This is a genomic window from Janthinobacterium sp. 1_2014MBL_MicDiv, assembly GCF_001865675.1.
In the GTDB taxonomy this organism is placed as follows: Bacteria; Pseudomonadota; Gammaproteobacteria; order Burkholderiales; family Burkholderiaceae_D; genus Janthinobacterium.
The window spans coordinates 5,862,839-5,883,438 of the sequence record NZ_CP011319.1; the positions used below are offsets into that span (position 1 = coordinate 5,862,839).

The following is a 20,600-nucleotide window of genomic DNA, read 5'->3' on the forward strand; positions in this document are numbered from 1 at the left end:
AAAAAGGTACTGCCTGCGGCCACGCGCCTTGCCCTGAACGTTTTTCGGGCACTCTACGCAAAAGAAAGATAGAAAGCCATTATGATCATGAACATGACCCCGTCGGAAATCGTCACCGAACTCGACAAGCACGTGGTGGGCCAGGCCAAGGCCAAGCGCGCCGTCGCCATCGCCCTGCGCAACCGCTGGCGCCGCCAGCAGGTGGCCGAACCCCTGCGCCATGAAATCACGCCCAAGAACATCCTGATGATCGGCCCCACGGGCGTCGGCAAGACGGAAATCGCGCGCCGCCTGGCCAAGCTGGCCGAGGCGCCGTTCATCAAGATCGAAGCGACCAAGTTCACGGAAGTGGGCTATGTGGGCCGCGACGTCGACACCATCATCCGCGACCTGATCGACATCGGCATCAAGCAGACGCGCGCGCTGGAGATGAAAAAAGTACGCGCGCGCGCCGAAGACGCGGCCGAAGACCGCATCATCGACATCCTCGTGCCGCCGGCGCGCGACTTCGGCTTCACGCCGAATACGGCGGCGGCCGTGGACACGGGCAGCGGCGACAGCACGCGCCAGACCTTCCGCAAGCGCCTGCGCCAGGGCGAACTCGATGACAAGGAAATCGAGATCGAGCTGGCCGAGGCGGGCCCGCAGATGGAAATCATGGCGCCGCCGGGCATGGAAGAAATGACGGAACAGATCAAGTCCATGTTCTCGGGCGTGGGCGGGCAGCGCAAGAAGGCGCGCAAGGTCAAGATCAAGGAAGCGCTGAAACTGCTGGTCGAGGAAGAAGCGGCCAAGCTGGTGAACGAGGACGAGCTGAAACAGAAGGCCATCCAGAACGTCGAGCAGAACGGCATCGTCTTCTTAGATGAAATCGACAAGATCGCCTCGCGTTCCGAAGCGGGCGGCGCCGACGTCTCGCGCGCCGGCGTGCAGCGCGACCTGCTGCCGCTGGTCGAAGGCACGACCGTCAACACCAAGTACGGCATGATACGCACGGACCATATCCTGTTCATCGCCTCGGGCGCCTTCCACCTGTCGAAACCGTCGGACCTGATCCCCGAGCTGCAGGGACGCTTCCCCATCCGCGTGGAGCTGGAATCGCTGTCGATTTCGGACTTCGAGCGCATCCTGACGAGCACCGACGCCTGCCTGACGATGCAGTACGAAGCGCTGCTGGCGACGGAAAACCTGAAGCTGCAATTTGCGCCGGAAGGCATCACGCGCCTGGCGGAAATCGCCTACTCGGTTAACGAGCGCACGGAAAACATCGGCGCGCGCCGGCTGCACACGGTGATGGAAAAACTGCTGGAAGAAGTGTCGTTTACGGCCAGCGAAGGCAGCAGCAGCACGGAAAACCTGCTGGTGATCGATGCCGCCTACGTCAACGAACGCCTGGAAGCGCTGTCGGTCAACGAAGACCTGTCGCGCTACGTGCTGTAAACAGGGAGGGGACCGATGGCAAACAAGGCATTGGCGACGCGGCAGAAAATGCAGTTCCGCGTCGAACCCTCGCAAAAACCGCGCAACCCGGTGGCCGCCGCGGCCCTGCAGCGCGCCGCCGGCGCGCACGTGAAGACCGTCTCCGGCCAGCGCCAGCAGGAAAAACGCCTGCTGGCGAAACTGCTGCAGAAAGCAGACGTCACAGACTGATCTTGAAATGTCCAGGGCAAGGCGCATGGACGCAGCAGCATGAATCAAGGCCTTGGGGCGTGCTCATCGCAGGCCGCCTGCGGACACCCCCGATGGGGGCGTCCGCGATCAGGCCATCGTCTGCCCGGCGTCCGCCTTAGAAGCGGTAGGACGCGCCCAGCGAAAACATGTCGACCTTGGTCGTTTGCTTGCTGCTGTACTTCACTGGCACGCGGTCCCAGTCCAGGTGCAGCGACCAGTTCTTGTTCAGCGCGTAAGCCGTGCCAATGCCGTAGGTCAGGCCTATCTTGTCCTTCTTGTCCGAACCGCCGTCCAGATAATCGACCTTGCCCTGCGTGTAGGCCGCGCCGGCGCGTCCGCTCAGGGTGAATGCATCGAACTTGTAGGCCAGCACGCCCTGCATGCCGAGGCCCGTGAACTTGCCGCGCCCAGCGCGCTTGCCGGCGCCCGTGTCGAAGCCGGACTTGACCTCTCCCCCCAGATACCCCACCAGCTCAATCGCAGGCACGGCCACGCCGCCCTGAAACGGCAGCGCGTCGAAAGTGTAGCCCACGTAGGCCTTGCCACTGCGCTTGCTGCTTTTGTCGCAGTCGCGCTGGGCGGGCACGCAATCGAGGTCGGTGTTGGCGCGAAAGCCGTAGCTGGCGCCCATGTAGACGGGGCCCGGCGCCGGCTCGGCGGCAAAGGCGGACAGGGGAGCGATGGCGGCAAGCGCCAGCATCGCTACTGGGAAACGTAATTGGATGGACATGAATAACCTCTACAAGTGGATGAGTGCCTGGTTGTAGCGCGCTGTGCGGGCTACAAGCGGGAGTGTCATCTCTTTTGCCTGGAAGTACTATCTCCTTGTGCAAAGTGCCATTAAGGGCTACATTCGGTACCGGCATCCGCTACCAAACTTGTAGAAAGGAACTATCGTGAGTTCGCCTGAACTGGTCCTGCGCGTCCTGCGCACCCAATTGCGCGCCGCCGGCATCACCTACAAGGTGCTGGCCGAGCGCATCGCCATGAGCGAATCGAGCGTCAAGCGCATGTTTGGCCAGCACGACATGTCGCTCTCGCGCCTGGCCCTGATCTGCAAGGCCTCCGGCATCGCCATGGAAGACGTGCTGCGCGGCGCGGCCGACATCACGCCGCATGCCGACACGCTCACCCTGGTGCAAGAAAAGTCGCTGGTGGCGCATCCGCGCCTGCTGCTGGTGGCGATCTGCTGCCTCGGCCACTGGAGCGTGGAGCAGGTAGTGGAAACGTATGCGCTGACGCAGGCCGAATGCATCGTCTGCCTGGCCGAGCTGGACCGGCTGGGCTTGATCGAGCTCAAGCCGCTGAACCGCTACAGCCTGCGCGTCTCGAACGCCTTCCACTGGCTGGCCGACGGTCCCGTGCAGCAGTACTTCCGCGAGCACGTGGTGGCCGACTATTTCAGCGGGCATTTTGACGGCGCCGGCGAGACGCTGATGTGCATCCCGGCCCGCCTGTGCCTGCCCAGCGCACAGGAAATGGTGCAAAAGATCCGCCAGCTGGCCGAGGAACTGGCGCGCCTGCACCAGAGCGACCGGCGCCTGGCGCCGGCCGAACGCGATGGCTTTACCCTGCTGCTGGGATTTCGCTCATGGGAATTCGCCGCCTTCACGGCCCTGCGCCGCAGCGCGCCCGCCGCGCCGCCGGCGCCGGGCGCCAGCTACCAGACAGGGCCCAGGAACAGGTAGAACGTGCTCTCGCCGCCCTTCGATGCGCCCGAGGCCATGTAGACGGGGCCGAAGCGCGTGTCGACCGAGATGAAGGCGCTGCTCGCCTGCGTGAATTTGCTGGCCTTCCAGCGTTCGCTCTGATCGAAGCCGCCGCCCATTTCCAGCGAAAAGCCGGCCCGCACGGCGCCGCCGAGAGTACTCGGCAGGGAACCGATGCGGCGCGCCATCACCAGGCGCGCCAGGGCGATGCTGCGCCCGCTCACCGATTGAAATTCCGTGCCGGACAGGCGCAGGAAACCGCCGAGGTTGAGCGGCGCCTCGCCACGCTGCGAACGCGCCCATTCGCCATACACATGGCCAGCCCAGTTGCCGCGGCTAAACGCCTTCAACCCCGTGATGGAGGATTGGCCCACGGCCGTTTCGCCCGATCCCGTGGTCGTATCGCGCGTCCAGGTGGCGTCGAACAGCACGCCGCGCGTGGGGAAGCCGGGTGAATCGAGCGTATCGACGCGGAACTGCACGAACTGCGTGGTGCCCAGCGCGCGCAACTCCGGCATCTCGGGGTCGGCCGGAATCGCCAGCTTGCCCTTGACTTCCCTGCGCGTGACGCCAAACTGCAAATCGCCCCAGGTACCAAACTGGCGTCCCAGCACCAGCGCCGCCGTCTGGCCGTTATAGGCCAGGCGCGCGCTGCGCCGGCCCTGGTCGAACAAATCCATCGCCGACGAGGTGTATTGCAGCTGCGGCGCGATATACCACGGGTTGCCGGCGCCCAGCGGCTGCCAGAACTGCACGCCATAACCGCGCGCATTGCCGATCTGCGCCGTGCTGCGCAACTCGCCACCCCAGCTGTTCAGGTTCGAACGCACATGCAGCAGCTTCAGGGCAAAGTTGTTGCTGTCCTTGAAATCGCTGGCCAGTTCCAGGCCCACGCGCAGGCGGTTGCTGGCCCACGGCGCCTCGACGGCCTTGATGGTCACCGTGCGCTGCTCGCCCGCGTCCACCACCGCGCTCTCCACGCGCGCCACGTCGCCGCGCCCATACAGCTTGCCGGCCGCCTTGAGCACGTCTTCCTGGGTGACTGACTGGCCTTCCACCAGCCCGGACTGGGCTTGCAGGATGCGCGGATTGATATCGCCTTCGCTTTCCACGGCCAGGCGCGTGAGCGGCAGGGCCACGTCCAGCAGGGCCGGCGCGGCCAGGCGCAGCTGCTCGCGCGCCGCATACTGCTCCGGCGGCAGGGCCAGCGGCGCCAGGCGCGTGGCCAGCGCCTGCGCCGCCTGTTCGCCGGCGCGCATGGCGCGCGCATAGTTTTCGAAGTCGAGGAAACTGACGCCCGTCAGGTCCGGCGCCACAAGGATGTCCTGTGGCCGCATTTCCTTGAGCGAGCGCTGCACGTTCTGCTCCGTGAGGATCTGCAGCATCTGCTGCGCCACGCCGATGGCGCTGCCCAGCTCCTTTTCCGGCGCCAGCGGCGTGCCCACGTTGACGGCGATGACGATGTCGGCGCCCATGGCGCGCGCCATGTCGACGGGCAGGTTGCGCACCAGCCCGCCATCGACGACCAGGCGGTTATTCACGCGCACGGGCGAAAACACGCCCGGCACGGCCAGCGAGGCGCGCATCGACAGGAACAGCGGCGTGTCGACCAGCTCCACCAGCTCGCCACTGACGAGGTCCGACGCCACCGAACGGAAAGGCAGCGGCAGCTGGCTGGCGGGACGGTCGCGCATGCCGGCGGGCAGCAGCCGGTTCAAGGCCATCTCCAGCGCCGCATTGCTGGCCGCCGCCGGCGGCGTGGAAATACCGTTGCGGCTGATGCCGAACTCGATGCGCGACGGCAGCAATAAATCCTCTTCGCGGCGGCGGAACACCAGTTCGTCGCGCGGCGGACGGTCGGCCACCACGCGCGCCCAATTCGTTTCGCGCGCCATCTTTTCCAGGTCCGCCACGGAAGCGCCGGCCGCATACGCGCCACCGACCACGCCGCCCATGCTGGTGCCGACCACCATGTCGACCGGCACGTGCAGCTCCTGCAGCACTTTCAGCACGCCGATATGCGCGAGGCCGCGCGCGCCGCCGCCCGACAGCACCAGCGCGATGCGCGGACGCGCCGGCAAGGGCGCGGCGGATGATGGCTGCGCGGCGGCAGGGGAAGACGTGGCGGCGGGAGTGTCAGCGGCGGCGCCGGCTTGCGGCAGCGCGCACAGCGCCGCCATGCAGCCTGCTGCCAGGACGGCACGGATCGAAAACATGAAGACTCCTGTAGCGATGGCGGCACGGCGCCATCGGCAAAAATGCGGTTGAAGCGAAGGTGCTGATTAATGCATCAATTTGACGGCGGCTGCACGCTCGTCACCTGGGCCGGCGCCGGCATCATCGTCGGACGCTGCTGCGTCTCCATCGGCATCGGTGGCGGCACCAGGTTCGTCGTCGCGGCCGGCGCCGGGGCGGGAGTCGGCGTCGGCGTGGCCGGCAGCACTGCCGGCATGGCCAGCGCCTTGTCGTCCGCCACCAGGTCGATGCGCTTGCTCACGCCGCCATCCTGCAGCAGCACGTGGCGCGCATGCACTTCCAGCACCGTCACGCCGGGCACCACCTCGGCGCCCTCGGGCAAGGCCACGGAAGGCTTGCCGTCGGTCGAGATGATGGCCACGCTGCCACGGCCGTTGCCCGCCGCCACCACGCCCTTGAGCTGGTAGTTGCTGGCCGTGGCCACGCTGACCTGGCCGCCGAACAGCGAGGCGCCCGCCTCCACGCTGGCGTCCTGCACCACCGGCACGGCGGGCGGGTTGATCGGGCGTTGCGGCGCCTTGAACAGCTGCATGGCCCAATAGGCCAGCGACACGGACAGCGCCACGACGGCGACCAGGCTTACAAGTTGGGGCAAACGCTTCATGGTTTCCTTGATATTTCTCTTAACGCACCAGCTGATTAATTTCGATAATCGGCATCAGCACTGCCAGCACGATCAGCAGCACCACCACGCCCATCGCCAGGATCAGGGCCGGCTCCAGCAGGCCGGCAATGGTCAGCGTGCGGCGCTCCAGGTCCTGCTCCTGCGCGCTGGCGGCGCGTTCGAGCATGGCCGGCAGCTCGCCCGTGATTTCGCCGGCGCGTATCATGTGAATCAGCATCGGCGGGAAATGCTTTTGCGCCGACAGCGCGCGCGCCAGGCTCACGCCCTCGCGCACGGCGCCGCTGGCTTCCTGCACCAGCTCCTGCATCGCCACGTTGGTCAAGGTGTCGCGGCTGGTGTCGAGCGCGCGCAAAATCGGCACGCCGGAACCGGTGGTGATGGCCAGCGTGCTGGCGAAACGGGCCGTGTTCAGGCTGCGCTCGAACTTGCCGTACAGGGGCGCCGTCAGCAGCCACGTATGCCAGCGCCGTTTCAGGGCCGGCTGCTGCAGCGCGCGGCGCCAGGCCACCCAGGCGCCGACGAGGGCAATCGCCACGACGATGCCGTAATGGCGCACGAAGTCCGACAGCGCCAGCATGATCACGGTCAGCATGGGCAGCTTCTGCTTGGTGTTGGCGAACACGGAAACGATCTGCGGCACCACGTAGGTGAGCAGGAAGATGACGATGGAAAACGCCACCACCGTGACGATGGCCGGATAGGTAAACGCCAGCTTGACCTTCTGCACCAGCGCGTTGCGCCGTTCGATATAGTCGGCCAGGCGCGACAGCACGCGCGACAGATGGCCGATCTGCTCGCCCGACGCCACCAGCGCGCGGTAGATCTCGGCAAAGTCGCGCGGATGGCGCGCCAGCACGTCGGAAAACGCGGCGCCGCCGATCACTTCCGAGCGGATCGAAGCGATCAGGTCGCGCAGGTAGGGCCGCTCGGCCTGTTCCAGCAGCGCGGAAAACGCCTGCTCCAGCGGCAGGCCCGCTTCCAGCAGGCTGGCCAGCTGGCGCGTAAACAGGGCCAGTTCGGTGCTCGACAGGCGCTCGCCGAAGCCGCGCCGCCTGGTCACGCCGGCGGCGTCCACCTGCGCGGCGATCTGCTCGACGGCCAGCGGCACCAGGCCTTGCACGCGCAGTTCGGCGCGCGCGGAACGGGGGCTGTCGGCGTTGAGCACGCCCTTGCGGGTGGCGCCCTGGGCGTCGACGGCTTCATAACGGAATGCGGGCATGGTGGCTGGCCTAGTCTTTGGTCACGCGCAGCAATTCCGCCTGCGTGGTGGTGCCGTCGCGCAGCCAGCGTTCGCCGTCGTCGCGCATGCTCAGCATGCCGTCCTGCAGGGCGACCGTGCGCACCTCCGCCTCCGAGGCGCGGTTGTGGATCTGCGCGCGGATCTGCTCCGTCGTGCGCAGCAGTTCATATACGCCGACGCGGCCCTGGTAGCCGGTCTGGCCGCAATGCTCGCAGCCGACGGCCTGCCAGTATTCGCCATCGAAGGTCTTGCAGGAACCGCACAGCTTGCGCACCAGCCGCTGCGCCAGCACGCCCAGCAGGGAGGACGACAGCAGGAACGGCTCGATGCCCATGTCGAGCAGGCGCGTGACGGCCGCCGACGCATCGTTGGTGTGCAGGGTCGCCAGCACCAGGTGGCCCGTCAGCGACGCCTGCACGGCGATCTGCGCCGTTTCCAGGTCGCGGATCTCGCCGATCATGATCACATCGGGATCTTGCCGCAGAATCGCCCGCAGCGCCTTGGCAAATGTCATGTCGATGCGCGGATTGACCTGCGTCTGGCCCACGCCCGCCAGATCGTACTCGATCGGGTCTTCCACCGTCAGGATGTTCGTGGTGGTGGCGTTGAGCATCGACAGCGCCGCATACAGGGTCGTGGTCTTGCCCGAACCGGTGGGGCCCGTGACGAGCACGATGCCGTGCGGCTGCGTGATCAGGCCATCGAACTGCGCCAGCATGGGCGCGCTCATGCCCAGGTGCTGCAGGTCGAGGCGGCCCGCTTCCTTGTCCAGCAAGCGCAGCACGGCCCGTTCGCCATGCCCGGTGGGCAGGGTCGAGACGCGCACGTCGACGGGCTTGCCGCCCACGCGCAGGGTGATGCGGCCGTCCTGCGGCAGGCGTTTCTCGGCGATGTCGAGCTGCGCCATGATCTTAATGCGCGAAATGAGCGAACCGTGGATGGCCTTGCGGGGGCGCACCACGTCGCGCAGGCTGCCGTCGATGCGGAAGCGCACGACGGACGTCTGCTCGAACGGCTCGATGTGGATATCGGAGGCGCCTTCGCGCAGCGCCTGCGTCAGCAAGGCGTTGATCATGCGGATCACGGGCGCGTCGTCGGACGACTCGAGCAAGTCCTCGATGGCCGGCACGTCCTGCAGCAGCTTGGTCAGATCGAGGTCGGCGTCGAATTCATCGGCCATCTGCGAAGCGTCGCCGCCGCCGCCCGCATAGGCGCCGGCGATGGCCGCATCGAGGTCGGCGCGCGGCAGCACCGTCAGCTGGATCTGGCCGAAGCGGCGCGACACTTCGGCGATGGCCGCCGGCGCCGTCGATGCGGCCACCAGCACGTCGACCGGCGCGCCATCGACGGCGCCGGGCCGGGCCAGCAAGCCGAAATCGCGCGCGTAGGCGTAGGGAAGCAGGTTACTCATGGCTGTCCCGTCATTTCTGCTGCTGCGGCAGTTGCTGCTGCTGGTATTGCTGCAGCAGCGGCTGCGGCGGCGTGGCCGCGTTGGCCGGCGCGCCTGGCGGCGGCGTCGGCGCCGGCGGCACGGGACGCGTCACCATGTTGCCGCCCACCGGCTGGCCATCCTGCAGCGCCGGCAGCACGGGCGTGCCCAGGTCTTTCAGCATCAGGTTGCCCGAAGCCGGCACGGCGGCCGTCTCGGCCGAGCGCATGTAGTCGTAGCGGTCGGCCGCCAGGCTGCCGCTCTGCTCCTTGTTGCGCACGATGACGGGGCGCAGGAAGATCATCAGGTTGGTTTTCTTGCGCTCGCGCGTCTGGTACTTGAACAGGTTGCCCAGCAGGGGAATGTCGCCCAGGCCGCGCACCTTCTCCGCGTTGTCGCCCGTGCTGTCCTCGATCAGGCCGCCGAGCACGATGATCTGGCCATCGTCGGCCAGCACATTGTTTTCGATCACGCGGTTGTTGATGGTGATGCCGCTGACGGCCGACGCCGTGGATTTGTCCACGCTCGACGTCTCGTGATAGATGCCCAGCTTGATGGTGCCGCCTTCGGAAATCTGCGGACGCACCTTCAGCGTCAGGCCCACTTCCTTGCGGTCGATGGTCTGGAACGGATTCGTGTTGGTGCCGGCCGTGCTCGTGTACTGGCCCGTCAGGATAGGCACGTTCTGCCCCACCTTGATGGTGGCCAGCTCGTTGTCCAGGGTGATCAGGTTCGGCGTCGACAGGATGTTGGCGTTGCCGTCCGATTCCAGCGCATGCGCCACGGCGCCCAGGCCCAGCGCGCCGTTGATCTGCTTGAAGATGCCCAGGGTCAGGCCGCCCGTCGGCAGCACCTTGCCGCCGCCCAGCGCCAGCTTGGCGATATTGTTGTCGGTGCCGCCGGCGAACGACTGCAGCGCGCCCACGCGGTAGCTGCTGTTGCTGTCGCCGGAAAGCCCCAGCCACTGCACGCCGAACTCGGATGCCTTGGCCGACGTCACTTCGACGATCAGCGCCTCGATGTAGACCTGGGCGCGGCGCACGTCGAGCTGGTCGATCACGGCGCGCAGGTTGCGGTACACGGCTTCGTTGCAGGTCAAAATCAGGGTATTCGTCGAGGCATCGGCCTGGATGAAGCCGGCCGCGCCGCCCGAGGACAGCTGCTGCGGTCCGTTGCTCAGCGACGCGCCGCCCGAGGTGCCGCTTTGCGAGCCGCCGCCCAGGCCCGTGCTGTTCATGCCGCCGCCCTGGTTATTCTGGTTGTTCGTGTTCAGGCTGTTGCTGGTCGGCTGCTGCGCCGTGGCGGCCGTGCCGTCCGACGTCACCACCGAACGCAGGGTTTGCGCCAGCTTGGTGGCGTCCGCGTTCTTCAGGTACACCACGTGCACATTGCCCAGCTGCGTGGTGGGCTGGTCCAGCTTCGAGATCAGCGACTTGGCCAGGTTGGCGCGCGCCGCCGATGGCGCGCGCAGCACCAGCGAATTGGTGCGCGGGTCGGCCAGCACGGAAACCTTGCCGCTGTCGGCCGTCGCGCCGGCGCCGCCGCTGCCGCCTTCCATCAGCTTGTTTACCATCGAGGCCAGGTCGGAAGCGATCGCATAGCGCACGGGGATCACGTCCAGGTCCGTCGAGGCGGGCACGTCGAGCGCGGCGATGATCTTCGCCAGGCGCTTGAGGTTATCCGCGTAATCGGTGATCACCAGCGAGTTGTTGCCCGGGTTGGCATTGATCGTGTTGTTCGGCGAAATCAGCGGACGCAGCACGGCCAGCAGGTTGGCCGACGATTCGTAGTTCAGGTAAAACACCTGGGTGGCGATCTGGTCGCCCTTCACCTGGCTGCTGCCGTTGCCCACCTGGGTCGGCACGGATTGCAGCTTGGCGTCCGCTTCCGGCACCACCTTGGCGTAGCCGTCACCCGAGACCACCGCGTAGCCCTGCAGGCGCAGCGCCGAGGCCAGCAGCCCGAACGCCTGCGTCTTGCTGATCGACTTTTCCGACACCAGCGTAATCGTGCCCTTGACGCGCGGGTCGATGACGAAATTGATGTTGGTGTAATGGCCGACCGCCTTGATCACCGACTCGATGTCGGCGCCGACGAAATTGAGCGCCGCTTCGTCGCCGGGCGCGGCCCAGACGGGCGCCGGCATGCCGGCCACGGAACAGCACAGCAAGGCGGCGGCGGAGAGGCGGCGCAGCGAGAAGGTGGAGGTATTTGGGCTCACGGATGGTTTTTTCATTGTCTAAACTCTAAGGCGATGATGTTTTTTTCGCTATTGCTACGGCGCTGTCCCAGCAAATTCAACAAACTCGCCAAGGTCTCTTCATATCCTGCTGCGGCCTGGGCCTGGCCGGAAAACTGCATGCGCCCCTGATTCAGGCTGCCGCTGCCATCGAGCAGCAGCGGTCCCTTGATGGAGCGCAAGGTCAATGCCGCCTGCTGCCCCTGCCAATCGAAATCGAGTTCATAACTGCCCAGCGGACGCAGGGACGACAGGCGCGACGCCATGTCCGTCATTTGCAGGGTGGTGCGGCCGACGGCGGAAAACTGCCGCTGCTCCAGCGCCAGCTGCAAGGTGCTCCACGACAGGCGCATGCTGCCCGTCGGCGCCACCGTGTTCAGCGGCGCGCCGAGGCCGCCCAGGCCATCGGCCGGCAGCAGCAACGCCGCCGGGCTGACTTGCCAGTGCGACCACGACCCGCGCAGGTTGACGGCCTGCGACAGCGCCTCTGCATTCTGCAGCTCCACGTCGACCGCGCCCCACAGCACGGACGGCGAAATGCGCCAGCTGAAGCGTCCCGGCAGCAGCGGCGTCACGGCGCCATTCGCGCTGGCCGCCCCGCCAATAAAGGCCGAGCCGCGCCACAGGGTACCTTGCGCGTCGCCCAAGGTCAAACGTCCGCCCGTCTGCCTTTCCACGATGCCGGCTACCCAGCCGGCCGGGAAAAACACCAGCAGGGTGATGCAGACGCTGGCGATGATGGCCAGCAGCCATCCGAGCACGCGCATCATCGTGCCGCGCCCGGGCTCTGGTGCAGGCTCAGGCTGGCGTCCACCAGGCCGGCCTTGGTCTGCGCCGTGATCTTCGCTTCCTGCACGGCGATGCGGCCTTCGCGGCGCAAGCCATCGAGCCACAGCATGACGCTGGCAAACGGCACGCCCGTCAGCTGCACGCGCGCATATTCGCCCGTCAGCGACAGCGATTGCGGCGTCAGGCCGCGCGCCTTCAGCGATGCCTCGAGGCCGGCGCGGCTCATGGGTGCCACCTGCACCGGCGTCTGGCGCGACAACTCACCGGCTTCGCGCGCCAGCGCCTGCAGCTGGGCCGCGCTCTGGCGCAGCTCGGGCAAGCTCTTTTGCAATTCGATGCGTCCCGTCCAGGCCGGCTCGAAAAACACGGCGTAGACGAGGGCCAGGCCAGCCACCACGCCACCGATGGCCAGCAGCTTGCGCTCCTGCTGCGTGCGTTCGGCCCAGAAGGCCTGCACGGCTTGCTGGCGGCCGGCCAGCACGGCGCGGCCCCTGTTCAATGCTGCACTCATGCTTTTGCTCCCGTGGCCGGCGTGATCTTCCACACGCCCGGCTCCGTTTCATTCAGGGCCAGCTTGCGCGCAGCCAGACCGTCGCGCACCTGCGCCTGGGCGCTGGCGTCGACCATGTCCGGCTTCAGGCGCACGATCAGGCTGCGCTCGCGGTATTCGAGCGAAGCCACCACGCCACGTCCGGCCAGGCCGCCCAGCGCCTCGCCCAGGGCCGCGCTCATGCTGGTGAAGTCATCCATGCTGGCTTGCCCGCCCTGCAGGCGGGCGGCGGCGATATTGCGCCGCATCTGCTCCGCTTCCAGGCCATACACGGGCGCCTCGTTCGGGTAGGCCGCCTTGAAGGTTTGCTGCATCGAGGTGCGCACGGTGGCCACCTCGCGCTTCAGGCGCATCCATTCGATATTCATGCCCACCAGGTTGACGACCACCGTCAGCAGCGCCAGGCGCAGCGGCCAGCGCCAGCGGCGCCAGTCGGCGGCCGCACCCGTCGCCGTGCCCAGCGCACCCGCCAGGTCCAGCGCTGCGGCGCGGGCGCCGGCGATCCAGTGCGCCCAGTGGTCAAGCTCGACCGTCACGCCATCCATGCCGGCGGCCAATTGTTGATATTGCGCAAGCTCCGCCTGCGCCACGTACACGGTCAGCGGCACGTCGCCGGCGAACGCGCGCGTCGTCAGCAGCGCCTGCTGCGGCTGGGGCGGCAGCACCAGACCCAGTCCCTCCTGCGGCGCCTGGCGCAAGGCCAGTTCCAGGCCATCGCCGCTCGCCTGCAGGGCGGCCGTCACGCTGCCTGGCTGCAACGGCAGGCACAGCTGCGACGGCAGCAGCGCCACCTTGCGCGCGCCCTGCGCCAGCAAGGCTTTTACCAGCACCTCGACCCAGGCACGCTGCGCCACGGCCACCGTGCGCATGCCGGCCGCATCGGGCGCGCCGGCGGCCAGCAGGCAATCCTGGGCGTCGCCGAGGATGTGCTCTTCCACCAGGCCCGGCAAGGCCGCGCGCAGGCGGGCGCCGGCCAGGGGCGGAGTCTTCAGGCGCAGCAGGGTCACGTCGGCCGCCGCCAGCAGCAGCACCACGCGCTGCGCGCCGGCGATCAGCTGGCCCAGGCCGCCCAGCGGCGCACTGCCCTGCTGCAGCAAGGCGCCGCCGTCGCCGGCCAGCACGAAGGAGCAGGCCGGTGCGCTGTCGGTGGACGCCTTGGCCGGGTGCCGGATATACAAAGTTGTCAAGGTGACTCGCTTTCAGGGGTTAATTTTCCCGCAACCAGACCAGGCTGGTGGTGCGCTGCGGATCCGTTTTTCGATTGACGAGGGCCACGGCATCGAGGGCGGCGCGGTCCAGCCGCACCCGGATCACGGTGAGGAAGTAGCGGCTCTTCACATCGATATCCACGCCGTCGATCGGTTTCTTGCCATTGATATTATTCTGGAAATTTGCTCTATCGACAAACTTTTTACGCGGATTGCTCAAAGTCAGGGCGCTGGCCTCGGACAAGGACATGTCCGTGATGGCCGACAGCACTTCGGCCGGCGCCGTGTTCACGTTCACGGCCGTCAGTTCCGGCAGCACGATGACGAAATCGCGCAGTTTTTCGATGATTTGCGGCGTATAGCCGGGCACGGCCAGCAAATCCTCGACCTGCGTGAAGGCCACCGGCTCGCTGCCGCCGCCCGCCGTCTTGCCGGCCGCCTTGCCATCCTTGCCATCCTTGCCGCTGTCGCTGGCGACGCGCGGCACCGGCTTGGCGCGCAGCACGGCGTCGGCCGTGGCCTGCGCCAGGCCGCTGTCGAGTTGCAAATTGGACAGCAAGCGCTGGAAAGCCTGTACCTGGTTCGGATCGACGCCGCCCGTGGCCGCCGCCAGGTTGGTGATGTTGAAGCGCGCCTGCGCGTCGAGCGCGCGGCCCGACACGGTGGCGTCAAATTTTTCCGTGTCGACCTTTTCACGGTCGACGTAGTCGTCGAGCCGCGCTTCCTCGATGGGCGTGGCCCACACGCCGTCGGCGGCCGTCAGCATGGGATTGTCCTGGCGCAACCAGAAACGGGCGAAGTCGACCATGCCGCGCATGGCCCACTGCGTCTGCAGGCGCAAACGCTGGTTTTCCATCGAACGCACCTGCACCTGCTGTTGCCAGAACAGGCTGGCAACCACCGTGATGGCCAGCGCCGTCAGCAGCAAGGCCGTGATGACGGCCACGCCGCGCTGGCGCGAGGGGCGGGTGTATGGCGTCATCCCGGCCCCAATAAAAAGACTTTGGACAGGCCCGCCGCCTGGCCCGGCATCTGCAAGGTCACTTCCAGGCCCGGCACCTGCGTGGAAATGGTGGCGCCCGCCGTCAGCACGTTCCAGGCGCCATTGTTCCAGCCGCGCATGACCATGCTGTCGACGCCGCGCATCAGGGTCACGTCGGCGCTGCCCGTGTCCGTATCGTCGCGCGCCGCCTGCCACAGGGTGTCGAGCACGGCCAGGTCGCGCGTGCCGTTCGACTCGCGCCGGATCAGCACGCCGCCGCGCAGCAGGTAAGTGACCACTTGCAACTGTTGCGGTTCCTGCTCCGAGGCGGCCAGGCGCACCAGGGTCAGGCGGTCATTCTCGGCCGTCAGGTTGGTGCGGCCATTGAGCAGGTTGTTGCCCTGGCCGGCGCCGGCCAGGTGGTCGCAATCGGTCTGCATCTGGGCGAATGCCAGCTGCATGCCGCGCGCCTGCTCCAGCTGGCTGGTGAGCACTTCGCGCGAGCGCATGATGCTGTCCAGGCCGCGCCAGCCCAGCACGGCCACCATGGCCAGGATGCCGATCGCCACGAGCAGCTCGATCAGGGTGAAACCCGCGGCGGAAAGGTTGCGGCGCGCCATCAGTCGTTAAACGAAAGCAGGACCAGGCGCACGATGCGCCGGGCCGGATACTGGGCGTCATAGACGTTGACGCGCACTTGCCGGATGCGGGGGTTCGGCGTGGCCACCACTTCTTCCTCGCAAATCAGTTGCAGGTCGCCTTGCGGGCATTCGACCGTGCGCTTGCCCGTCTGCGGGAAGGTTTTCGCCAGGCGCAGGCGCACCAGGTGGTTTTCCGCCGACCAGGTGGCCATCATGGCGCTGCGCAAGCCGTCGCTGTTCTGCGTCAGGCTGCCCACGGCGCGCAGGGACGCGCCCAGGGCCGTGCCGACGATGACGAGGGCCACCAATACCTCGAGCAAAGTAAAGCCGCGCTGGCGGCGTTGGCGGGAGTAGCCCATCATTGCTCGACCGTGAAGTGGCCGATGCCGTCGGCGCGGATGGCCACGCTGCGTTCGCCGCTGGCCAGGGTCAGGACGAAAGGCTTGTCGACCGGTTCGCGGCCGAAGATGATGCGCAGCGGCTGCGCCACGCTGTTCGATGGCTGCACGCTGAGCAGCATGGGCGTATTCGCAAACGCGCGTTCGCGCAGCAGGTCGTCCTGCGTCACGGGCTGCCACAGCTTTTCATTGAGCACGAGGAAACGGTATTGATTTTCATCGGCCTCGAACGCCACCTGCCGGCTGCGCACGATGGCTTCATCGCGCGCCAGCTGCAGCAGCAGGGCGATGCGCTCGGCTTCCTTCTGCAGGGCTTGCTGGCCATTCGGCATGGCGTTCAGCGACACGAGGCCCAGGGTGACGCCGATGATGACCATCACCACCAGCAATTCGATCAGCGTGAAGCCACGGCTGCGCTGCTGGCCTGCCCTGCATCGCCGGCTCATGATGGTCATGAAGGGAGAAACTTACAGGTCCCACGAGCCGAGATCGGCGTCGTCGCCGCTACCGCCAGGCTGGCCGTCGGCGCCCAGCGAGATGATGTCGACTTCGCCCTTCAGGCCTGGCGACAGGTACTGGTAGGGATTGCCCCACGGATCTTTCGGCATCTTTTCCAGGTAGCCGCCCGCCTTCCAGCCGTTCGCGGCCGGGCCGGTCGTGGGCTTTTCGATCAGCGCATGCAAGCCCTGCTCGGTGGTCGGGTAGCGCTGGTTGTCCAGCCGGTACAGTTTCAAGGCTTGCATCACGGTGGCGATGTCGACTTTCGCCGCCGCCACTTTCGACTCGCCCGTGCGGGCGATCAGCTTGGGCACCACGAGCGAGGCGAGGATGCCCATGATCACCACCACGACCATGATTTCGATCAAGGTGAAGCCGCGCGCGCGGCGCTGGCGTATCGGATGGTTTGCTGCGTTTTGCATAAGAAAGAGAGAAGAAGGTGAGTAATGAGAGCAGAGTATAAAGCGGAAATATGACAAAGCCTGTCATATGGGGAAAAAATTCTGCGGGGGCTGTCAGGCCGACAAGACCACTTCGCCGCAGACGGCGCAGGCAGGGTCGCGCGCCACGCGCATGCTGCTCCATTCCATGTGCAAGCCGTCGAGCAGCAGCAGCCGGCCGGCCAGCGATTCGCCCACGCCCATCACCAGTTTCAGGGCCTCGGCCGCCTGCATGGCGCCGACCACGCCGACCAGCGGCGCGAACACGCCCATGGTCGAACATGCCTCGTCCGTGAACTGCTGCTCCTGCGGAAACAGGCAGGAATAGCACGGCTGCGTGCCCGTGCGCGGATCGAACACGCTCACCTGGCCGTCGAAGCGGATCACGGCGCCCGACACCAGCGGCACCCTGGCCGCCACGCAGGCGCGGTTGACGGCATGGCGCGTGGCGAAGTTGTCCGTACAGTCGAGCACGACCGTGGCCGACAAGACCAGTTCGGCCAGGCGCGCTCCGTCGAGCCTTTCCTTTAATGCAATAATTTCGATCTCGGGATTGATACCGAGCAATGTTTCGCGTGCCGACTGCACTTTCGGCTGGCCCACGCGGGCCGTCGTGTGGGCGATCTGGCGCTGCAGATTGGTCAGGTCGACCGTATCGTCGTCGACCAGGGTCAGCTTGCCGATGCCGCTGGCGGCCAGGTACATGGCGGCCGGCGAACCGAGCCCGCCCGCGCCGATCACCAGCGCATGGGCGTCGAGCAACGCTTGCTGGCCTTCGATGCCGATCTCGTTGAGCAGGATATGGCGCGAATAGCGCAGCAATTGGGCGTCATGCATGGCGGCGACTACGGTTTCTGCACAGGAATCTTTTTATCGTCGGCCTTGATGTCGGAGGCGATCTCGGGCTTGGCGCCGATCTTCTCCACCTTGGCATCGACCTTGGCCAGCTGTACCGGCAAGCCCTGGAAGTGGTTCAAGGCTTGCTGCAATTGGAAATCGTCCTTGGCGCCGTATTCGAGCGGCTTGCGCTTTTTCGCCGTGGCGATCAGGCGCTGCTCTTCCTCGAGCTGCTCGTGCATGCCTTCCATCGTCGGCTTGGCCGCTTCCGGCTTGCCGTCGTCGCTGCTCAAGTGTTTTTCCAGGTCCGCCTCGCGCACGCGCAGGCTGTTCCAGCCATCGCCGTCGGCCGTCTCATCGACCAGCAGGTCGGGCACGATGCCGCGCGCCTGGATGGCGCGGCCTTTCGGCGTGTAATAGCGGGCCGTCGTCAGCTTGACGGCCGTATCGGCCGTGATCTGGCGCAAGGTTTGCACGGAACCCTTGCCGAACGTTTGCGTGCCGATGACGGTGGCGCGCTGGTAATCCTGCAGGGCGCCGGCAACGATTTCCGAGGCCGATGCGGAACCGGCGTTGACCAGCACCACCAGCGGCACGGTTTTCAGCGCGGCCGGCAGCTTGGCCAGCGGATCGGCCCTGGTGCCGGGCGGCGCATAGAATTCGCGGCGGCCATAGAACACCTGTTTCGACTCGGGCAGCTGGCCCTTGGTCGAGACGATGATGGAGTTGCCTGGCAGAAAAGCTGTCGCCACGCCGATGGCGCCCGGCACCACGCCACCGGGATCGTTGCGCAAGTCCAGCACCAGGCCCTTGAGCTTGGGGTCTTGCGCATACAGCGCGTTGATCTTTTTGACCATGTCATCGACGGTCGGTTCCTGGAACTGGGCGATGCGCAACCAGGCATAGCCGGGCGCGACCATCTTGGCCTTCACGCTTTGCACGCGGATTTCCTCGCGCACGATGGGGAATACCAGCGGCTTGCTCTCGCCCTTGCGCGACATGGTCAGCACCAGCTTGCTGCCGGGCTGGCCGCGCATCTTCTTGATGACTTCTTCCAGCTGCAAGCCTTTCAGCGGAATATTGTCGAGACGGGTGATCAGGTCGCCCGCCTGGATGCCGGCCTTGGCGGCAGGGCTGTCCTCGATGGGCGAGACCACTTTCACATAGCCGTCTTCCATGCTCACTTCGATGCCGATGCCGACAAACTTGCCTTGCACGCTTTCGCGCATTTCCTTGAAGGCATTTTTATCGAGGTAGACGGAATGCGGGTCCAGCGACGACACCATGCCGGAAATGGCTTCCGTCAGCAGTTTCTTGTCTTCCACCTTCTCGACGTAATCGGTCTTGATCAGGCCGAAGACGTCGGACAGCTGGCGCAGCTCGTCGAGCGGCAGCGGGGCATTCGTGATTTTTTGCGCCACGGCCGGGTACTGCAGCGACAGGCCGATGCCGGCCAGTACGCCCAGACCGATCAGGCCGATACTTTTGACTTTGATGCCCATGTGTTCTTCGCAATCTACAAATTCGATGCCGCAGCAATGGTGGGGAACTTAAAACTTCACCCAGGTGGCTGGATCGAAGGCGCGGCCCTGATGACGCAGTTCAAAGTATAGCCCTGATTCCTCGTTGCCGCCGCTGTTGCCCGCGCTGGCGATGGTCTCGCCGCCCTTGACGGCGTCGCCCACGCGTTTCAGCAAGGACTGGTTATTGCCATAAATACTCATGTACTGGCCGCCATGGTCGACGATGATCAGGTTGCCAAAGCCGCGCAGCCAGTCGGAAAACACCACGCGTCCGCCGGCGATGGCGTGGATCTCGCTGCCCTCGCCCGTGCGGATGAAGACGCCCTTCCAGCTGGGGCCGTCACCGCGCTTGCTGCCGAAACGGGCCGCGATCTTGCCCGCCACGGGCGCGCGCAACTGCCCTTTCAGGCTGGCAAAGGCGCCGGCCGGCGCGGCCGGGCCCAGGCTTGGACGCTCGGGCTCCGGTTCCGGCTTCGGTTCGGGTTTCGGCACCACCTTGGCCACCTGCGGCGGCTCGTCGTCATCGATGGGGTCGAGTTTCACGGGCGGCGGCGGCGTCTGCGGCTTGATCTTGCCCGATTTATTTTGTTGCTCCTTGGCAATTCGTTCGCGTTCGGCCTGCGCCTGGGCCGCCTTGGCGCGCGCGGCCAGCAGGCGTTCGCGTTTTTCCGCGGCAATCTTGGCGTCGGCGGCCGCTTTCGCGGCGGCGCGCTGCTCGGCCAGCAATTGCTGGCGTTTCTTCTCGGCCGCGGCGGCGGCGGCCTGTTCTTCGATCAGCTTGGCCAGCTTGTCGACCAGGTTGCCCATGCGCTGTTCGTCGCGCTCGACATTGCCCACTTCCTTGCGCTGCGCCACCAGGCGCTGCGACAAGCTCGTCAGCAAGGCGGCGCGGCGCGCCTTTTCCTGCACCAGCAGGGCTTTCTGGTCGCGCTCTTCCTGCGCGATCTCTTCCAGCTCATCCTTGGCGTTCTGTACGTCCGCCTGGTTCTTTTCCACGGCCAGCAAGTTGGCGCGCAAGGCTTCCAGCAGGCGCGCCTGCGCCTGCGACACATACGCCATGAATTGCAGGTCGCGGTTGATGCGGTTCGGGTTGTCGCCCGACAAGAGCAGCTTGATGCGGTCCTCGTTGCCGGCGACATATTGTTCACGCAGCAATTTTGACAGCTGCGCCTTCTGTTTCTCGACCGTCGCCGTCAGCCGCTGGTGTTCCTGTCCCAGCGCGCCCAGTTTGACGCCCGTCTCGCTTTGTTCCTGCGCCAGGTCGCGCAAGGCGCGGTTGGCGTTGGAAATCGCCTCTTCCGACTCGGCCAGGGTATCGGCCGCGTCATCCTTGGCGCTTTCCGTGCGGCTGATGTCGCGCTTGAGCTCTGTCAGCTTTTGTTGCAGGCCAGCACGTTGTGCTTCCGCGGCCGCCTTCTGCTTGCTGCGTTCGGTGGGTTTGGCGCCCTGCGCCGCGCCGCTCGATAGCAGCAGCGCCAGGCACAGCATGGCACCGGCGCGCCACGCCGGCAGGGGTCGTTCAGCAGAGGGGGCGAGCGCTGTGCCGCGGAAGAAAGACGACAAAG

20 protein-coding genes are annotated in these 20,600 nt (G+C 66.3%); 3 read left to right on the top strand and 17 right to left on the bottom strand.

All coding sequences use genetic code 11. From position 1 onward, the window contains the following. Positions 1 to 87 precede the first annotated feature (87 nt). Both hslU and YQ44_RS25380 read left to right on the top strand, forming a co-directional pair. Positions 88 to 1,440 carry an ATP-dependent protease ATPase subunit HslU gene (gene hslU, locus YQ44_RS25375; protein WP_071326752.1) on the top strand — a complete coding sequence of 451 codons (1,353 nt, stop codon included), beginning with the start codon at positions 88 to 90 and terminating at the stop codon, positions 1,438 to 1,440. A gap of 15 nt (positions 1,441 to 1,455) precedes the next feature. Beyond that, positions 1,456 to 1,650: a hypothetical protein gene (locus YQ44_RS25380; protein ID WP_071325730.1), complete on the top strand. Its 195-nt coding sequence runs from the start codon at positions 1,456 to 1,458 to the stop codon at positions 1,648 to 1,650. 136 nt (positions 1,651 to 1,786) lie between these two features. Here YQ44_RS25380 and YQ44_RS25385 read toward each other — a convergent pair whose 3' ends face one another. Then, on the bottom strand, positions 1,787 to 2,401 hold the full coding sequence (locus YQ44_RS25385) for a porin family protein (RefSeq protein ID WP_083412039.1): 615 nt from the start codon (positions 2,399 to 2,401) through the stop codon (positions 1,787 to 1,789). A 166-nt stretch (positions 2,402 to 2,567) separates the two neighbouring features. Here YQ44_RS25385 and YQ44_RS25390 point away from each other — a divergent pair, with 166 nt between their 5' ends. Continuing rightward, positions 2,568 to 3,359 (top strand): helix-turn-helix domain-containing protein, encoded by a 792-nt coding sequence (locus tag YQ44_RS25390; protein WP_071325732.1) that lies wholly within the window; start codon positions 2,568 to 2,570, stop codon positions 3,357 to 3,359. Here the strand turns inward: YQ44_RS25390 and YQ44_RS25395 are convergent. From YQ44_RS25395 to YQ44_RS25470, 16 genes are all read right to left on the bottom strand, one after another. Next, complete coding sequence (locus tag YQ44_RS25395; protein ID WP_071325733.1) at positions 3,332 to 5,596, bottom strand: patatin-like phospholipase family protein; 2,265 nt, start codon at positions 5,594 to 5,596, stop codon at positions 3,332 to 3,334. The genes YQ44_RS25390 and YQ44_RS25395 overlap by 28 nt on opposite strands. Before the next feature lie 74 nt (positions 5,597 to 5,670). Beyond that, on the bottom strand, positions 5,671 to 6,240 hold the full coding sequence (locus tag YQ44_RS25400) for a type II secretion system protein N (protein ID WP_071325734.1): 570 nt from the start codon (positions 6,238 to 6,240) through the stop codon (positions 5,671 to 5,673). Between the two features lie 19 nt (positions 6,241 to 6,259). Then, positions 6,260 to 7,480: a type II secretion system inner membrane protein GspF gene (gene gspF, locus YQ44_RS25405; protein ID WP_071325735.1), complete on the bottom strand. Its 1,221-nt coding sequence runs from the start codon at positions 7,478 to 7,480 to the stop codon at positions 6,260 to 6,262. A gap of 10 nt (positions 7,481 to 7,490) precedes the next feature. After that, a complete protein-coding gene (gene gspE / locus YQ44_RS25410; protein ID WP_071325736.1) occupies positions 7,491 to 8,912 on the bottom strand; it encodes a type II secretion system ATPase GspE in 1,422 nt (473 codons plus the stop codon). A 10-nt stretch (positions 8,913 to 8,922) separates the two neighbouring features. After that, positions 8,923 to 11,166, bottom strand: a complete 2,244-nt coding sequence (gspD, locus tag YQ44_RS25415) for a type II secretion system secretin GspD (RefSeq protein ID WP_071325737.1) — start codon at positions 11,164 to 11,166, stop codon at positions 8,923 to 8,925. Further along, entirely contained in the window at positions 11,163 to 11,939 is a 777-nt protein-coding gene (locus tag YQ44_RS25420) for a type II secretion system protein N (protein WP_071325738.1), read from the bottom strand. Before YQ44_RS25420 ends, gspD begins: the two co-directional genes overlap by 4 nt. Then, a complete protein-coding gene (gene gspM / locus YQ44_RS25425; protein ID WP_071325739.1) occupies positions 11,936 to 12,469 on the bottom strand; it encodes a type II secretion system protein GspM in 534 nt (177 codons plus the stop codon). Before gspM ends, YQ44_RS25420 begins: the two co-directional genes overlap by 4 nt. Further along, complete coding sequence (gspL, locus tag YQ44_RS25430; protein WP_071325740.1) at positions 12,466 to 13,695, bottom strand: type II secretion system protein GspL; 1,230 nt, start codon at positions 13,693 to 13,695, stop codon at positions 12,466 to 12,468. Before gspL ends, gspM begins: the two co-directional genes overlap by 4 nt. Before the next feature lie 19 nt (positions 13,696 to 13,714). Continuing rightward, complete coding sequence (gene gspK, locus YQ44_RS25435; RefSeq protein WP_071325741.1) at positions 13,715 to 14,698, bottom strand: type II secretion system minor pseudopilin GspK; 984 nt, start codon at positions 14,696 to 14,698, stop codon at positions 13,715 to 13,717. Then, on the bottom strand, positions 14,695 to 15,318 hold the full coding sequence (locus YQ44_RS25440; protein WP_071325742.1) for a PulJ/GspJ family protein: 624 nt from the start codon (positions 15,316 to 15,318) through the stop codon (positions 14,695 to 14,697). The genes gspK and YQ44_RS25440 overlap by 4 nt, the downstream gene beginning before the upstream one ends. Beyond that, entirely contained in the window at positions 15,318 to 15,701 is a 384-nt protein-coding gene (gspI, locus tag YQ44_RS25445) for a type II secretion system minor pseudopilin GspI (protein ID WP_071325743.1), read from the bottom strand. The genes YQ44_RS25440 and gspI overlap by 1 nt, the downstream gene beginning before the upstream one ends. Next, positions 15,698 to 16,183: a type II secretion system minor pseudopilin GspH gene (gene gspH, locus YQ44_RS25450; RefSeq protein ID WP_071326753.1), complete on the bottom strand. Its 486-nt coding sequence runs from the start codon at positions 16,181 to 16,183 to the stop codon at positions 15,698 to 15,700. The genes gspI and gspH overlap by 4 nt, the downstream gene beginning before the upstream one ends. Positions 16,184 to 16,204: 21 nt before the next feature. Then, the gene (gene gspG, locus YQ44_RS25455) at positions 16,205 to 16,657 is read right to left on the bottom strand and encodes a type II secretion system major pseudopilin GspG (protein ID WP_071325744.1); all 453 of its coding nucleotides are present in this window, start codon (positions 16,655 to 16,657) and stop codon (positions 16,205 to 16,207) included. Between the two features lie 93 nt (positions 16,658 to 16,750). Continuing rightward, complete coding sequence (locus YQ44_RS25460; protein ID WP_071325745.1) at positions 16,751 to 17,512, bottom strand: HesA/MoeB/ThiF family protein; 762 nt, start codon at positions 17,510 to 17,512, stop codon at positions 16,751 to 16,753. An 8-nt stretch (positions 17,513 to 17,520) separates the two neighbouring features. Continuing rightward, a complete protein-coding gene (locus tag YQ44_RS25465; RefSeq protein WP_071325746.1) occupies positions 17,521 to 19,014 on the bottom strand; it encodes a S41 family peptidase in 1,494 nt (497 codons plus the stop codon). A gap of 48 nt (positions 19,015 to 19,062) precedes the next feature. After that, positions 19,063 to 20,523, bottom strand: a complete 1,461-nt coding sequence (locus YQ44_RS25470) for a murein hydrolase activator EnvC family protein (protein WP_071325747.1) — start codon at positions 20,521 to 20,523, stop codon at positions 19,063 to 19,065. Between the last annotated feature and the right edge of the window lie 77 nt (positions 20,524 to 20,600).